Source organism: Natronincola peptidivorans (assembly GCF_900111615.1).
Taxonomy (GTDB): domain Bacteria; phylum Bacillota; class Clostridia; order Peptostreptococcales; family Natronincolaceae; genus Natronincola_A; species Natronincola_A peptidivorans.
The window spans coordinates 81,364-98,118 of the sequence record NZ_FOHU01000010.1 but is presented as its reverse complement, the minus strand read 5'-3'; the positions used below and the strand labels follow the sequence as shown (position 1 = coordinate 98,118).

The 16,755-nt window shown below is 36.0% G+C and carries 15 protein-coding genes; 8 read left to right on the top strand and 7 right to left on the bottom strand.

Annotated elements, in window-relative coordinates; translation table 11 throughout:
• Positions 1 to 33: 33 nt before the first annotated feature.
• The 3 genes from BMX10_RS11540 to BMX10_RS11530 all read right to left on the bottom strand — a co-directional run bounded on the left by BMX10_RS11540 (position 34) and on the right by BMX10_RS11530 (position 3,561).
• Positions 34 to 1,296, bottom strand: a complete 1,263-nt coding sequence (locus BMX10_RS11540) for an L-lactate MFS transporter (RefSeq protein ID WP_090444145.1) — start codon at positions 1,294 to 1,296, stop codon at positions 34 to 36.
• A gap of 150 nt (positions 1,297 to 1,446) precedes the next feature.
• A complete protein-coding gene (locus BMX10_RS11535; protein ID WP_170834795.1) occupies positions 1,447 to 2,016 on the bottom strand; it encodes a YdcF family protein in 570 nt (189 codons plus the stop codon).
• A gap of 195 nt (positions 2,017 to 2,211) precedes the next feature.
• Positions 2,212 to 3,561, bottom strand: a complete 1,350-nt coding sequence (locus tag BMX10_RS11530) for a sodium-dependent transporter (RefSeq protein ID WP_090444139.1) — start codon at positions 3,559 to 3,561, stop codon at positions 2,212 to 2,214.
• A gap of 250 nt (positions 3,562 to 3,811) precedes the next feature.
• Between BMX10_RS11530 and BMX10_RS11525 the strand changes: the two genes are divergently transcribed.
• The 3 genes from BMX10_RS11525 (at position 3,812) to BMX10_RS11515 (ending at position 5,935) form a co-directional block, all read left to right on the top strand.
• The gene (locus BMX10_RS11525; protein WP_090444137.1) at positions 3,812 to 4,891 is read left to right on the top strand and encodes a PRK06851 family protein; all 1,080 of its coding nucleotides are present in this window, start codon (positions 3,812 to 3,814) and stop codon (positions 4,889 to 4,891) included.
• Between the two features lie 208 nt (positions 4,892 to 5,099).
• Positions 5,100 to 5,696, top strand: coding sequence for an HD domain-containing protein (locus BMX10_RS11520; protein ID WP_330387896.1), 597 nt, complete (start codon positions 5,100 to 5,102; stop codon positions 5,694 to 5,696).
• A 26-nt stretch (positions 5,697 to 5,722) separates the two neighbouring features.
• On the top strand, positions 5,723 to 5,935 hold the full coding sequence (locus BMX10_RS11515) for a hypothetical protein (RefSeq protein WP_090444135.1): 213 nt from the start codon (positions 5,723 to 5,725) through the stop codon (positions 5,933 to 5,935).
• 83 nt (positions 5,936 to 6,018) lie between these two features.
• Here the strand turns inward: BMX10_RS11515 and BMX10_RS11510 are convergent, their stop codons facing one another.
• A complete protein-coding gene (locus BMX10_RS11510) occupies positions 6,019 to 6,222 on the bottom strand; it encodes a heavy-metal-associated domain-containing protein (protein WP_090444132.1) in 204 nt (67 codons plus the stop codon).
• A 277-nt stretch (positions 6,223 to 6,499) separates the two neighbouring features.
• On the opposite strand from BMX10_RS11510, the gene BMX10_RS11505 reads away from it, so the two are divergent.
• The 5 genes from BMX10_RS11505 to BMX10_RS11485 all read left to right on the top strand — a co-directional run bounded on the left by BMX10_RS11505 (position 6,500) and on the right by BMX10_RS11485 (position 13,632).
• Positions 6,500 to 7,678 carry an IS110 family RNA-guided transposase gene (locus BMX10_RS11505; protein WP_090444130.1) on the top strand — a complete coding sequence of 393 codons (1,179 nt, stop codon included), beginning with the start codon at positions 6,500 to 6,502 and terminating at the stop codon, positions 7,676 to 7,678.
• Positions 7,679 to 7,920: 242 nt separating this feature from the next.
• Positions 7,921 to 9,489 (top strand): spore germination protein, encoded by a 1,569-nt coding sequence (locus BMX10_RS11500; RefSeq protein WP_170834794.1) that lies wholly within the window; start codon positions 7,921 to 7,923, stop codon positions 9,487 to 9,489.
• Between the two features lie 7 nt (positions 9,490 to 9,496).
• Positions 9,497 to 10,594, top strand: a complete 1,098-nt coding sequence (locus BMX10_RS11495; protein ID WP_170834793.1) for a GerAB/ArcD/ProY family transporter — start codon at positions 9,497 to 9,499, stop codon at positions 10,592 to 10,594.
• Positions 10,591 to 11,823, top strand: a complete 1,233-nt coding sequence (locus BMX10_RS11490; RefSeq protein WP_090444122.1) for a Ger(x)C family spore germination protein — start codon at positions 10,591 to 10,593, stop codon at positions 11,821 to 11,823. The genes BMX10_RS11495 and BMX10_RS11490 overlap by 4 nt, the downstream gene beginning before the upstream one ends.
• Before the next feature lie 222 nt (positions 11,824 to 12,045).
• Positions 12,046 to 13,632: a DEAD/DEAH box helicase gene (locus tag BMX10_RS11485; protein ID WP_090444118.1), complete on the top strand. Its 1,587-nt coding sequence runs from the start codon at positions 12,046 to 12,048 to the stop codon at positions 13,630 to 13,632.
• Between the two features lie 201 nt (positions 13,633 to 13,833).
• Here BMX10_RS11485 and BMX10_RS11480 read toward each other — a convergent pair whose 3' ends face one another.
• The 3 genes from BMX10_RS11480 to BMX10_RS11470 form a co-directional block, all read right to left on the bottom strand.
• Entirely contained in the window at positions 13,834 to 14,313 is a 480-nt protein-coding gene (locus tag BMX10_RS11480) for a phosphatidylglycerophosphatase A family protein (RefSeq protein WP_090444115.1), read from the bottom strand.
• Positions 14,314 to 14,387: 74 nt separating this feature from the next.
• Positions 14,388 to 15,599 (bottom strand): alanyl-tRNA editing protein, encoded by a 1,212-nt coding sequence (locus tag BMX10_RS11475; protein WP_090444112.1) that lies wholly within the window; start codon positions 15,597 to 15,599, stop codon positions 14,388 to 14,390.
• A gap of 50 nt (positions 15,600 to 15,649) precedes the next feature.
• A complete protein-coding gene (locus BMX10_RS11470; RefSeq protein ID WP_090444110.1) occupies positions 15,650 to 16,660 on the bottom strand; it encodes a hypothetical protein in 1,011 nt (336 codons plus the stop codon).
• Between the last annotated feature and the right edge of the window lie 95 nt (positions 16,661 to 16,755).

Below are 16,755 nucleotides of genomic sequence, written 5' to 3'. Positions count from 1 at the left end.
ATTTCAGCAGTATAGATTATATAAAAAAGACTACTAGATTTTTGATGTTGCTGGTGAGGGGCCATCTATTTTCTTTGTCACAACTGGATTAGGGGATTTTGTATAAAGGGTCATAACAGCGCCAACGGCGCTCAGGACACCAGATACAATATAACTTAGTGTATAGGCACCCGTTAAGTCCCTAACGATTCCCCCAAGAAGAGGACCAAAGACTCCACCTATTCCCCAAGCAGTGATGACCATACCGTAGTTGACACCAAAATTTTTCAAACCAAAATAATCAGCAGTGGCTGAAGGGAAGATGGTTAGCATACCACCAAAGGTAAAGCCTACAATGGCAATACCAAACATCAAGGTTAATGGAGAATTAAAGCTAGGGAAAAAGCTATAGGCAGCCACTTGTAGAAGGAACATAATAAATAGTGTTCTCATTCTTCCTAACTTGTCTGAAATCACACCACAACCAATGCGACCAGCGAAATTAAAAAAGGCATATAGAGCAATTAACAAATATGAATTGCGCATCCCTGCCTGCTCAAGACCAATTTTTGAAAGCTGACCAATAATCAGCAGTCCAGCAAAGGTTCCAAAGCAAAACATAGTCCATAGCTTATAAAATTCTTTGGTTTTTAATACCTCTCGCCAATCATAATCCACCTTTAAATCATGATCCTTAGATTTTTTTTCGGTAGGGACAGGCGCCGCTCCTTTAGGCACATAATCTTTAGGCGGATTTGAGATAAATTGGGCTAAAAGCATAATCCCAAGAAAAAATCCAACTCCCAAGAAGAAAAAAGTGGTACGTAAACCATGGGTAGCTAAAAGTCTAGTGGTTAGTGGGGCAATGTAGACAGGGGCCAATCCAAAGCCACTGACAACAATACCAGAAATTAATCCTCTTTTCTTTGGTTCAAACCACTTAACGGCTGCTGGAGTAGGAGCTGCATAGCCTATACCCATCCCTGCTCCAAAAACGATACCAAAGAAGATGGTCAAACCAATGGTAGTTAAGAAAATACCTGAGAGAATAAACCCTATACCTGCCAGTACCGCTGATGCCATGATAATAGGTTTAGGACCTAGCTTATCTTGCAGTCTTCCTCCTGGAACCATAGAAAAAGCAAATAATGCACAGGCAACCATATAGGGAATCTGAGTCATGGTAGCACCCCATCCTAACTGATCAATCAAGGCTGCTGAAATAACACCCCAAGCATATAGCACCCCTAGCATTAGATTGACACCTAATCCTGCTGCTGTTACCAACCAACCTCGATGAAAATTCTGTCTCGACATTCATTCTCCTCCTTGCTTTTTATTTAGATAAAATAGATGATTCAATTGCTGTGCTACAGAACATAAATCTAAAAAATACACAATATATATCTTGGTGTCTTTATTAAAATATGTAGCTGCTAACCTATTTCAATAAAGAAGAACCTAAGATTAATAGGAAAAAATAAAGTCTTTGATATAAGCCACTACCTCTCGCAAATGATACTTTATGTTTAAGGCAAGATTGGGATAATTTTTTGCTGCTCCTCCAGAAATAGTAATATTTAATCGATCAGCAATCATTAAAGAACGATGGAGATGGAAATTGTTTGTTACTACCACTGCACTTTCCAAGCCTTCTTGATCCATGATCTCTTTACTGAAAAGCAAGTTCTCATAGGTACTAAAAGAATTTTCCTCCTTCAGTACTATTTCTGCTGGAACACCATTTTCCACTAAATATTTTTTCATAGCAAATGCTTCTGTTACCCATTCATCAGGACCTTGAGATCCACTAACAATGATTTTGCTTCCATAACCCTGTCGGTATAAATCCAAAGCCCTCTCTAAACGATAAACCAAAAGTGGGCTAGGTTGATCTCCCCATAGACTGCATCCTAAAACAATAATAGCATCTGATTGTTTAGGTGTTTGTTTACGGGGCGCTGTTATTATGTTGATTTGTATAACAGCTAGAAGCACAATGATTAGCATAAAAATTCTTAGAATTATTTTTTTCATATATTCCCTCAGCATTTAGATTAAATATTGACAAATATCATTATACCATAAGTAATTAATTTCTTAATAGATATTAAAAAATTTAAAGATACTTTTATATTTTCATTCATGCTATAACATGTTTATAAATACCAAACAAAAAATCACTAATATAGTGATTTTTTATAGAAAAAATATTTAATTTATGGATCTAGTTTAAGCCAAGCCTCGAATAAACACAACTAATATAGCTATTGGTGCTACCCATTTGATTAAAAATCCCCAAAAAGGTGCTAGTTTAAAAGAAATTCTACCATGATTAGTAGCCTCTTCAACAGCCATATCTACACCCCAGATCCATCCGATAAAAATACATAGGAAAAGACCACTTAGTGGCAGCATAATATTACTTGCAATAAAATCTATAGAATCTAAAAAGTCAAGACCTCTTATAAAAGTAAGGTTTCCCCATATACCCTGGGATAAGGAAGACGGAATCCCCAGTAAAAACACAATGAACCCTAACAGTAAAGCAGTCTGGGTACGTCCTAAATGAAACTCATCGACTACATAAGAGACAGAAGCTTCCAATAGAGATATAGATGAAGTCAAAGCTGCAAACAGAACTAAAAGGAAAAAGAGCAATGCAAAAAATGAACCTAAAGGCATCTCTGCAAACACTGCAGGCAGGATAATAAAAAGTAATGCAGGTCCCTCATCAGGGCTAAACCCTAAGGCAAATACCGCCGGTAAGATTGCTAGACCTGCCAGTAAAGCAATCCCAGTATCAACCAATGGGATAATAAAAGAGTTTTGAGGAATGTTTTCTGCTTTGCTCAAATAACTACCATAGGTAATGATGACCCCCATTCCTAAGCTTAAGGAAAAAAATACTTGCCCTAAAGCCGCCAACATAACCTCGCCAGTGATCATTGAAAAATCAGGTCTTAGGAAAAAGAGAATACCTTCGCTGGCTCCAGGCAAAGTGACAGAACGAAGCATGATTAGAATCATCATGACAAATAAGCTAGGCATTAGAATCTTACTATATTTTTCAATACCCCCACTGATGCCCCCCATAACAATGCCCAAGGTAAGAAGGGTAAAGATTGCATGATATAAAATAGGCTCTCCAGGACTGCTAATAAAAGAAACAAATAATTCTCCCATGTTAACATCCCCAGTAGTAAAGGCTCCAGTAATAGATTTTATTACATAATTGATGACCCATCCCCCGATTACACTATAGAAGGATAAAATCAAAAAAGAAGCCAGTACACCAATGCCACCAACCCAACCCCAATTTTTACGTATTTTACGATAGGCACCAACTGCATTAAGTTGAGTATGTCTTCCAATAACCAATTCACCAAGCATTAAAGTAAATCCAACCAAAATTAAAATAGCAAAATATACAAGTACAAAGGCACCACCACCATTTTGACCAGCAGTATAAGGAAATCTCCATAGATTTCCCAAACCAACGGCAGAACCAGCTGCCGCTAAAACAAAGCCAACCTTGGAGCTCCATTGATCTCTATTTTCATCTCTCTTTAAATTAGCCATAATATCCCTCCTTCTATTCATCAAATATATTGTTTGTAGAAGTTAACATACTTATGCTAACTTGAAATATCTTACATCGTAGGTGTTGTCTCTATGCAACCCCGACAGCCTTGGAAACCTGCCCCTACAAACATATAATTCATTTAATGGAATATATATATTTTAATTTAATTTTATGATTTAGGCACAAAATTTTATGAAATGGATAATATAGTAAAGAGAGATAAATATGAGCATAAGGAGGGAAATTATGCCACATAGAGGAAGTATAAAGAGGCTTTTGCCGGGGGGAAATACCTCCATAGGGTTTTATTCATACTTTCAGAACATTATAGACCTAAAGAAGGCGAATAAAGTATTTTTTTTCAAGGGCGGCCCTGGAACAGGAAAATCCAGTATGATGAAAAAAATCGGTCATGTTATGGAAGAAAAAGGATATGATATAGAATTCCATCATTGCTCAGCAGATCCAGACTCTATAGATGCTGTAGTAATTCCAAAGCTAAAAATTGTAATGATTGATGGCACTGCGCCACATGTTATGGACCCTAAATACCCTGGAGCCATTGACACGATTATTCATTTAGGTGAGTATTGGCAAGAAGAGGGGCTTAGGGAAAAGCGAAAAGAAATTATTGAATCTATAGATGAAAACGGCAAGATATACAAAAGAGTTTATAAATATCTAGCTGCTGCAAAGCTCATCCATGACGATATGGAATGGACCTACAACCAAGCAATGGACTTTTTAAAGGTAAACCAATTAACAAAAAAAGTAATAGAAAGATTCTTTAGAGATATTAAGGAGCAGGATAAAATCGCCGCTGAGAGGCATCTGTTTGGCAGTGCCTATACCCATCTAGGCCATATAGACTTTGCTGAAACATATATAGGAGATATTAAGAATATTTACTATATCAAAGGGGCACCAGGTACAGGTAAATCAACCTTGCTTGATAAAATTGCTAGGAAAGCAACTGAAAATGGATATGACATAGAGATTTATCATGAACCGCTAGAGCCAGACAAAATAGAGTCTGTGGTTATCCCAGAGCTTGAGCTGGCCTTTACCACAAACTCAAAATTCAAAGGGAAGGAAACCTTTAATTTAAATCAATTCATTTCTTATGAAAAACTAAACAAATATAAAGATGAATTAGAATACAGCGAAGCATTATTTAAACAGTTAATTGATGATGTAGCCTATAATCTTAAAAGAACCAAGAAGAACCATGATTATATTGAAGACTATTATGTGCCGAATCTAAGGTTTGAAGAAATAGATATTTTAAGGGAGCAGCTGATAGAAGAAATATTAACCTACCGATAGATTTCAATAGCCTTGTTGGATGCTGTTATAAATCAACAGGGCTTTATTCTTTTTTTGAGAGAATAAGATTTATTATTTTTCACCTGTTGTATATCGATATTTTATAATATAATAAATTCAAGTATGATAACATAAATAGAAGAAAAGCTGTTTGCTAAAATTATTCTTTTAAATCTATCTAGAATAAGTACTATGAGGAGGAATTCTATTGCTAAATAACGAAAGATTGATGAAACAAATAGAATTTATTGTAGAAATTGATAAACTGAAAAGTATATATAGACAAACCACCCTTATGGATGAAACAAGACATGAAAACGACGCAGAACATTCGTGGCATTTAGCAGTACTGGCAATGCTATTATCGGAGTATGCCAATAAGAAGGAAATAAATGTTATGCATGTTATGAAGATGGTCATCATACATGATTTAGTTGAGATAGATGCTGGTGATACCTTTGCCTTTGATTATGAGGGGAACAAAGATAAAGAAGAGAGAGAGGAAGCCGCAGCAGAAAGAATTTTTGGCATATTGCCGGAGGACCAAAGGGATGAAGTATATGGCATTTGGAGAGAGTTTGAAGACAGACTTACACCTGAGGCTAAATTTGCTGCAGCATTAGATAGGATTCAACCTTTATTACATAATTATTATACTAAGGGAGGAACCTGGAAAAGACATCATGTAACCCTTGATAGAGTACTAAAGAGATTTGAATGCATAAAAGAAGGCTCAGAGGAATTAGCAAAATTTGTTGAGGATGTTATCAAGGAATCTGTGGAGAAGGGCTATATTAATAAATAATTGGTTTACCAAGAGGAGGAAGAGAAATGGAATACATCTATATTTTACTGGCAATTATGGTTTTAATACTGGGAGTAAGATGGCATGCTAAGGTCTCTGCATATATTTGCTACAATTGTAATCATAGGTTTACTATTTCACCCTATAGAGATTTTATCAGTCCCCATAAGATAAAAACAAAGTATCTGACATGTCCTAGTTGTGGCACCAAAGGTTGGATGAAGGTAATAAGAAAATAGATAAAAATATTGAAAAAATCCTAGGAGGAGATAACCTACCTAGGTTTTTTTTGTGGGAAAAATAATTTGCGGACTAAAAACAGTTATACAAGCTTATTTTCCTCCAGCTTAGATCGAATCTCAGCTGAAGTAGTTTTCAAATCATCATAATCAACTGTGACTGTGTTATCCATCATATCCACCATGACAGTATTAACACCATTAAGGGCACTTAAAATGATCTCTATATTATTTGGTGGAAGCTTTGTGTTGTTGAGACTTTTGAAACGAAAACTTTCTTTTTGCATCTACTTACCTTATATAATGAAAACATAGGGAAATCCATTATACATTTTCCTTTCTAGATTATTTTCTATATAATCTGTATTAGGCGCTGTGGATTAGTTATCTCACCTACAGCAGCTGTCCCTATACAGCCGACTGTTTTTTTCGAGGCTCTAACCACAGCTCTATGTTTATTTGTTAATTAGTTAGATAACGCTTAGACGTTTTATATATAGCAAGGATACATTTAACATAGAGTTAGTGGAAACATAGCGTACTACACTTAAGGAGTTGTTTTCTATGCTATTCGTTGGTATTGATGTTGCCAAAGCTAAGCACGATTGCTGTATTATTGATTCTGATGGTGTTATTCATACCGATTCTTTACGTATTTCCAATTCTAAGAAAGGCTTTGAAACCCTCTACTCTTCTATCCTTTCTGCTCTTGGTTCTAAAAGTATTCAAAATGTAAAAATAGGACTCGAATCAACAGGTCATTACAGCACAAATATCACAAATTATCTGTATTCCAAAGGATTCCAGGTCACCATCCTAAATCCATTGGCTACTAATCTTTTCCGTAAGGCTCAAACCCTTAGGAAAACTAAAACAGATAAGACCGACGCAAAGGTCATTGCGACTATGCTCTTTACTGATGAATCAAAATCCTATTCACCAGTATCATATCAGATTCAGGAGTTAAAGTCACTAACAAGACATCGTCATAGGATGATTAGTTATCGTTCTAGGCTTAAACTTTCTGTTACCCGTTTAATCGATATCATTTTTCCTGAATTGCCAAGCTTACTCTGGTCTATACACCAAAACTCCAGTTATGCACTATTGCTTGAATTACCAACACCTAACAGTATCTGCAACTGCCATCTTACTAAGCTAACAAGCCTCATAAGAACAGCTTCTAAAGGTAAATATAGCAAGGAGAAAGCTATTGCTTTAAAAGAGCTTGCTACTAATTCTATTGGATCAAGCAATCGCTCTACAGCTTTCGAGTTACAACAAACTATTCGCCTCATCCAATCAATTCAGATGGAAATAGATGCATTAGACAAGCAAATTAAAATAGTTGTGGACGAACTAGATACTCCACTCATTACCATTCCAGGCATTGGGTATACATTAGCTGCCATTATATTGGCTGAAATTGGTGATGTTAAGCGTTTTTCAAACCCTGCTAAACTTCTTGCATTTGCTGGTATGGATCCTTCTACTTACCAATCTGGAACTTACAATGCATCTAAAACTCCAATGGTTAAAAGAGGCTCTACTTACCTTAGATGGGCTATTATGCAAGCATCTAGGCTAGTTGCAATGCGTGATAAAACATTTGCTGACTATATGGCTAAAAAGCGTTCTGAAGGTAAGCACTTCAATGTTGCAAGATGCCATGTCGGTAAAAAGCTAATTAGGGTAATTTACTACCTCCTAAAAAATAATACTGCATTTGTTCCACAAATCTAATGTAACCTCGTATTTTTTTCAGAGCAACTGGGTTGCTCTATTTGTCATGCGCTTTTTTGAGTTAGATTGTCTCGTAAATTATTTTCTTCAGAACTTCTAAAAATCATAAAAAGATACTTGACTTCATATAGTTAGTCTCCTAACTATAGTATTGACCATTTAAATAGTTTATATGGTTATCTAGTTATTTTTCATAGGATTTTGCACATAATAAAGTAAAAATGATGGGCGAAAGGATTATCATGAAGCCACCTAAAAAACCAATAAAGAAGCCTAAAAAAATAATCAATATCAATGAAAATACAATCCAACCTGTAGAAGAACCGGGCAATACTACAGAGGTTTATTTAAATGAAAGCTTGGAGAGAAATCTTGAATATTTACAATTCACACTAAAACATAGTCAAGATATTATTTATAAAAAAATCCTAGTAGGACAGAGGTCTACTAGAATGACAATTATTTATGTTGATGGCATGATTAACGAAGAAATCGTCAATAATCAAGTGCTAAAGTCTTTAATGAGAGAAAGGTTTTTATACTCTAAAGAAGAAGAAATAGTGACAGTTTTGGAAGAAAAGATTTTGACGGTTTCCGATATAGAAAAGACAGACAACTTTGAAACGGTGATTCATGCATTATTGACAGGAGATACATTATTATTAGTAGAGGGTAGTAAGGAAGCATTAATCATAAACAGTAAGGGTGTAGAAGCAAGGGAAGTAGAAGAAGCTAATACAGAACAAACCTTGAGGGGCCCAAGGGAAAGCTTTATTGAAGGACTGAAGGGCAATATCTCTTTGATAAGAAAAAGGATCAGGGATCAAAATCTCTCTGTAGAATTTTATCAACTAGGAAAAACAACAGCAACAGATGTAGCCGTTGTTTATCTAAGGGGTACAGCAGAGTCTACAATTGTTGATGAAATTAAAAATCGGATAAAAAAGATAAAGGTAGATAGAATCACCTCCAGTGCAAATGTAGAGCAACTGATAGAAAATTACAAATGGACCATCTTTCCTCAAATGTTGGCTACAGAAAGACCAGATAAAGTGGTGGGAAGCATACTAGAGGGGCGGGTAGCCATTATAGTAGACGGTACCCCTTTTGTTTTGGTAGCTCCTGCAACCTTCGCTATGTTCTTAAATAGTGCAGATGATTATTTTGAAAGAGCTATTATTACCTCCTTCATAAGGATGATGCGCTACATCAGTTATTTCTTCGCTACCACTCTGCCGGGGCTGTATATTGCTCTGACGGCCTATCATCCTGGGATGCTGCCTACACCGTTAGTATTGTATATTACAGGTACACGGGTGGGATTACCCTTTCCATTTTTAGTTGAAATACTTTTTATGGAGTTTACACTTGAGGCTTTATTGGAGGCGTCCGTAAGATTACCTAAACCAGTAGGACAAACCATAGGCATCGTTGGAGGTTTGGTTATTGGTCAGGCGGTGGTGCAGGCGGGACTAGTCAGTCCAATTGTAGTAATTATTGTAGCCCTCACTGCCATCACCTCCTTTGTACTGCCTAACTACACATTTTCTTTAACCAATAGATTTTTAAGGCTGTATTTTATCGTAGGAGGAGCTGTATGGGGATTGTATGGCATCGTAACCTTTTGGATCATTGTCGTGATCCATTTAGCTTCCATTGATAGCTTCAGTGTTCGCTACTTGGCTGATTTCTCTCCTTATCGTTTAGGCAATCTTAAGGATACCCTATTTAAAGCACCAGTATGGCTGATGGAAGAAATACCACCATCCTTAAAGGAGGAGAAAGAAGATACAGAAAATGAAGGAGAGTAAATACGAGATGTATAAAATGAAAGAGCAGCTAGACAGTATAAATATGTTAGCCTTTGTAATACATGGGATGGTGGGGGTCAGACTCCTAACACTACCTAGAGATATTGTGCAATACGCTGAAAATGATGGATGGATGTCAGTAATATTGGCAACCATACTAGCTTTTTTAACTGGCTTTGCCTTTTATTGGTTAGGGACTATATACCCTAAGCTAAACATATCTCAGATTGCTGAGGTGGTTCTAGGGAAGGTGTTTGGAAAAATGATTATGATGGGTATAGCCCTTTATGTGGGCCTATCCATAAGCATGTCTTTAAGGTCCTTTGCTGATAACATCAAATTATTTTTATTGGACACCACGCCATTATGGGTTATTATTACCCTAATGCTTCTCATTTCCTTCTATTGTGTAAGCCAAGGGGTAAAAGCTATCGCTATTGTTCTTGATATCATTCTCCCTTTTACATTGGTTTTTGTTGCATTATTGATTTTATTGGCTCTAACCAATGCAGATACAAAGAATTTGATGCCGGTTTTCTATGGAGGGCCAAAGCCTGTATTTCGGGGGTTTTTAGAAATTGTACATCCTTTTTTAGGGGTAGGAACAATCGGTTATATTATGCCATATTTTCAAATAAAAAAGGCGGTGAAAAAATGGATTACTATTGGCATCTTAATTGTTGGAGTCGTCTATATGGCTATTGTTCTAATGTGTATCATGGTTTTTGGTAGTAGAGAAATCCAAGAGCTTTTGTTTCCCACCTTAAGTCTATCCAAGACCATTCAACTACAGGTTGAGATGTTTGAGCGGGCAGAAAGTCTTTTTATGGCAGTATGGATTCCCATTACTTTCACCACCATAGTCACCTATTTCTTTTCTTCATTTTTAAATATGAAAGCATTATTGAATACTAAAAGGGAAAAGATGGTGCTTTATGGTCATTTACCAATCCTTTTTATAGCAGCACTGATTCCTCAAAACACAGTGGAGGTTCATTACTATTTAATGCTTACAAATGAGCTGGCTAAAATACTAAGCTTTGCAGCGCTGCCTTTGATTGTCATTGCAACTTTTATCAAGGAAAGGAGAAGACGCCCTTCATGAAAGGAATAAAAACCATCCTTATACTTTTAGTCCTATCCCTTATAACATTGGTTTTTGTCACAGCCTGCTGGGATTATATGGAGGTAGAACGAAGAGGATATGTACTAGGAGTTGCCATTGATAAAACCAATCCATTACCTAGGGGACAAGAGGATCTGGAGGAGTACCTCAGCGAAAGAGATTTAGAGAGGATGAAACTGCATGAAGGGCAACCTAAATATGCTTATACCATCCAGATTCCTGTTATACCAGAGGCTATTGCAAGACCCGAAGCAGGAGGAGGGGCCCCAGGCGCTGTAGATAGAACCTGGGATTTAACGATAGAAGGAAATAATTTTTTTGAAGTCAATAGGCAGTTTTCTACGAGACTGAACTACCCACCTTTTTATGAGCATTTGAAGGTCATAGTCATCAGTGAGGAAGTAGCTAGAGATGGAATTATTGAGGTGCTAGATATGTTTCTAAGAGATCATGAAATGAGAAGAAGAACAAAGGTATTTGTTACACCCCTTGATGCTAAAAGCATATTAGATGTCAGCCCTAGAATAGATGATTATACAAGCCTGTATCTTGATAAATTACCCTTAAATGCATCTAAAACCTCAAGAATGCCTCACAAGACAGACTTGGGGGAAGTATCAAAAAGTCTTCATAATGAGCTGGATTTTGTACTTCCAAGAATTATTGCAACAAAGGACGAGATAAAGTATGCTGGTGCCGCAGTATTTAAAGGAGATGAAATGATAGGGTGGCTGGGGGAACTGGATACTAACTATACAAAATGGGTCAGGGATGCAGTGCTTGGGGGGATAGAGGTAGTGTCGTCCCCCCATAATCCAGATGAATTAGTGGTGGTGGAAATCACGGAGGGAAAGACAAATGTAATACCAAGAGTGACTGAGGGCAGCATCGTTATGGAGATTGAGGTTGAAGGAACCTTTAATCTGGTGGAAGAGTATCGAGGACAGTTTCATAATATTTTTGATAGAAGCTTCAAAAAAAAGGTAGAAGAAAAAATTGCTAGGAAGCTGGAAAAGGAGATTTACGATACGATCCACCATGTGCAAGAGACATTTGGAGCGGATATATTTCATTTCAATGTGGCACTGCAGAGATATGAACCGAGATTATGGGAAGAAATACAAGAGAATTGGCATGATATCTTTCCTAATATTGAGGTAGAAGTTAAAGCAGAAGCAAACATTCGATTAATGGGGTTAACAAAATAAAGAACAGTTACAAATCCCTAAATCTTAATAGGGAGTGCTTTTTAATACAGCATGTTAAAAATTTATAATGTACTATACAAAGCTTACATACATTAAGTAAATGATAACTTTTACGTATAATGTTTGCAGAATCATAGAAAAATAAGTAGTGAATTTGTTATTTACATAATCAGGTAAAAAGGATATAATGTATCAGTAAAAAACAAAATCAGGAGAGATGAAATGAAAACTATTACATTTAAAGATTTAAACATTAACCCAGACATTCTTAAGACAATTGAGGAATTAGGCTTTGAAGCTCCTACACCTATTCAAGCTCAGGCCCTTCCTAAATTATACTTAGGCAAGGACATTATAGGTCAAGCTCAAACAGGAACAGGAAAAACTGCAGCTTTTGGCATACCAATGATTGAAAAGGTTGACGCAAAAAATAAGGCAGTTCAAGTATTAATACTTGCTCCTACTAGAGAGCTGTCAATGCAGGTAGCAGATGAGCTTAGGAAGTTTTCCACCTATGTACATGGCATGAAATCATTAGCCATCTATGGAGGACAACCTATCGATAGACAAATAAAAGCTTTAAAGCAAGGAGTACAGATTGTTGTAGGAACACCTGGCAGACTTCTTGATCACATCCGAAGAAAGACCCTTAAACTTGATAAGGTGATAGGTGTTGTATTGGATGAAGCAGATCAAATGCTGGACATGGGATTTTTGGAGGACATTGAAACCATTTTAGAGAATACTCCTAATGAACGTCAAACAGCTATGTTCTCAGCCACTATGCCTAGAGAAATTGAAAGCATAGCAAGGAAATACATGAAAAAGCCTGAGAAAATAAAAGTAGTACATAAGGAATTAACTGTTCCTCAAATTGCCCAATACTATTTTGAAGTAAGAAATCACGAAAAGCTAGATGCACTTTGCAGGGTTTTAGATATGGAGGAAAGTGATCTAGGGATTATATTCTGTCGAACTAAAAAAGGTGTAGATGAATTGGTTGAAAATCTTCAAAGCCGTGGATATTCAGTGGAAGGACTACATGGAGATCTTAAACAAAGTCAGAGAGATAGAGTAATGAGGAAGTTTAGAGATGGAACCATTGATTTATTGGTAGCCACAGATGTAGCAGCTAGAGGTATTGATGTAGATGATGTTGAGCTGGTAATCAATTATGATATCCCAGAGGATTTCGAATACTATGTTCACAGAATTGGTAGAACTGGTAGAGCTGGAAAGTTAGGGTTAGCCTATACTTTTGTAGCTGGAAGACAGATTAGAACACTAAAGGCGTTAGAGGTTTATGCAAAAACTAAAATTAAAAGAAAGAATTTACCAACAGTAAATGATATTGCTGAAAAACAAAGAGAAACAATTGCAAGTAATATTGTAACTACCATAGAAAAGGGTGGAATAGCTGAATATACCACTTTTGTGGAAAAGCTATCAGAGGATTATAGCTCCATAGATATAGCAGCCGCTTTAATGAAATTGATGATCAACAAAAATGAAGCAGAGGCTATTGAAGCTGCTGAAGATGTTGCTTCTAAAGATACAGGAGCAGAAGCTGGTATGGTTAGAATGTTCTTAAACATAGGTAAAAAACATGGTGTTAACCCTGGCCATATATTAGGTGCTATCACCGGTGAGGCTGGAATAGATGGCAACATGGTGGGGCTTATTGATATGTTTGACAAATTTACCTTTGTTGAAGTGCCGCAAAAATTTGCTAACAAAGTGTTACAGGCCATGAACAAGAACCGAATCAAAGGAAGAAAAATAAATATGGAGCCGGCTAACAAAAAATAAAGCTATAGTTTGGTTCTTGCAAGCTGCAATATGGGAGAATTGGATGGAGGCGTTACTCCATCTGATTACAAAAGTCTCACCGAAGTAATCAATAGAGGTGAAGGGCTTTTATCTTAAGAAAAAAAATAGATAAAAAAGAGCTATAACTTAGAGGAAGTACAACTCTCTCTGAATTATAGCTCACTGTATTTTTACTATTAATTAATCATCTTCTTGAGCATCATCAGCAGCGTGAGCTATTCTTGAACAAGCAGCAGCGATAATGCCAGAAACTAAATCATCTAAAAAAGTATTTACCTGCCCATTCTCGTGGGTATTTATTTTACCTATAATACCAGGCTTTAACTTATCCAAGTATCCGAAATTTGTAAAACCAATAGATCCATAGATATTAGTAATGCTTAATGCCATGATTTCATCAATACCATATAGAGAATCATCTCTTTTGATAATAGATAAAAGCGGCTCTTCTAGCAAGTTGCTTTCCGCCAGTTTATCCAACTGAATTCCTGTAAGAATAGCATTTTGAACCTCTCTTTTCTGCAACACCTTGGCTACATTTTCTAAGGCAGTTTCCATTGTTAAAGGTAGATAGTCCTTCTGTAAATCTAAAACCAGCTCCGCCATATCTTCTAGGGTAACGCCTCTTTCCTCTAGCATTTCAATAACAATATTTTTCATAGAATGCTCTCCTTTTTTTATCACCAAATTTTTATAGAAGTCATAAGGATACCTTTAATCCATGAGCATCTACTTTATATGTATTCCATCATTACTTTTTTTTCTGCTGCCTGAAGCAATCCTTCTAGATTATTGATATCACTTCCCCCACCTTGAGCACTGGTGGCATTCCCGCCGCCTTTACCATCAATTAGGGAGATAACCTCTTTAAATAACTGATTCATGTTAACCGGCACATCCTTAGAACAGGAAAAAACTACCTGGGCTTTATCTGTTTTAGTTGCCAATAAGCATATGGTATTAGGATACTGGCTTAAGGAGGAGGCAATAAACTTAATATCCTTAAAATCTTCTCCTTCAAACATTTTTATTATGAGAGAATAATCTTTAATTTGTTTTGCTTCCATATATAGTTCCTTTACCTGATAATCCATAACGGCCTTTTTAAAGGATCTTATGCTTTTGGTAAGTTCTCTATTCTCTTGATTGATCCTCGAAACAGCCTCAAAGACTTCGCGATCCTTTACAGATAATAGCGAGGCTATATCATTGACCTGTTGATTTTTCCAATAAAAATCCTCGGAAGCTCTTTTGCCACATAGGAATTCTACTCTTGTATTCCCCTTATTTTTTTCCCATTTTCGGATTTTTATAATTCCTACAGCGCCAGTTCTACTAGGATGAGTACCTCCACAGGGAGAAAAATCATAAGAATCAATCTCTACAATTCGTATACCCTCTGTAACTGTAGATGCTTTTCTCAAAGGCAGCTGCTTAACCTCTTCCTTGGTAGGAAATAATGTTTTCACCTCTATGTTTTGATAAATAATCTCATTAGCTTTCCTTTCTATGGCTTCAACTTCCACATTTTCTAAGGTAGGCTTATCAATATCAATGGTTACGTATTCCTTCCCTAAGTGAAAGCCTACAGTTGTGGCATCGTATAGTTTTTCAAAAACACTGGATAATATATGTTGACCTAGATGCTGCTGCATAATATCAAAGCGTCTTTCCCAGTTAACTTTGCAGACTACATTTTCTCTTTGGCTGGGTACCGCGTCTACAACATGATAGATAATATCCTCTTCTTCATAAACATAATGAACATTTGCTTCACCTATAGTTCCTTCATCCCAAGGCTGACCTCCCCCTTCTGGATAAAAAGCGGTTTCCTTTAGTACAACAAGAGATTTTGACGGATCCATTTCATATACCTCGATAGAGACAATGTTGGTGGTAAAGGCTTTTAAATAAGGGTCTTGCCAAAACAGTTTATCTGTCTTCATTTCTTTTGTTCACCTCATCACTTAAGCTTATAATTTTGTCTATTATTATATCATTCTTCTAGAAAACTTTGAAACATTGCTTGAAATTTATTTTTAGAAAGATAGAGTACCTCTCCTTTAGAGGTAATTATTTTATAATTACTATTGCTTATACCAAATAGAGCTTCCCTAGAACTTTCCATATCTTCTAACAAAGCAACATCTGATAGAAAAACATCCTTATTAACCTCTCCTAAGATAAAGGTATTGAACTGGTTACTCCAATAATAAGAACGTTTATAATCATCAGTATGAAGCAATGTAAAGCTATCCTTATCAGGATATTGAGGAGAACGAGTGGTATATTTCTCTAAAGTTGTAAAGGTTTTGATTGTAAGAGGATCATCTTGAATAAAATCAATGATGGTTTCCTCGATGACTTTATTCCATAGATTCTCATCAGCCTTAGGATCTACCCAAATCTCTTTGTAGATTTCCTCATAATAGAGGGTTTTATGCCAGATGTTTCTGAAGCCATTAGAAAGATAAAGATAGACCTGTAGGAACTCTTCATAAAAGAAAGAACCAAATTTTTCATCTAATGTTTGATAAATTAGCATAGATTTATAAGAATGTGATGGATTCGTTATAAACTCAATTTTATTGACAGGTACAATATTTTCTATTTTACTATGATAGATATAATCATCGGCAACAGCATCAAATACCACTACCACTGCTAAATCCTTTGAGAGATTTAAAGCTACTACCAATTGTTGAGATGCTTGAGGAAGTAGATTTTCTTCATAAAGCTGTAGCTCTATATATTCAATAAACTCCTGCCACTTTTCATAGTATATCGTCGACAGAGTAGTTTTGATAATCTGTCCTTCAGCCTCTGCTTTTACATCTAAATCATCACTATGATAAGCATTGATTAATTCTTTATTAATTTTTAAAGCAGGGGAAGTATAGGATTGAAATGTTGCTATTGACTCAGGCCTTTGAAAAAATTGATAGGTATAAAAAAAAGTTAAAAGAATAAAACAGAAAAATAAAACCCTCAATAATTTATATCTCATTTTGATCACCTCAATAAATTATATGTGCACTATTTAGAGATTAATATATACTATGTATATTTTAACAAAGTTTATTGGGTTTTCAGATACACCAA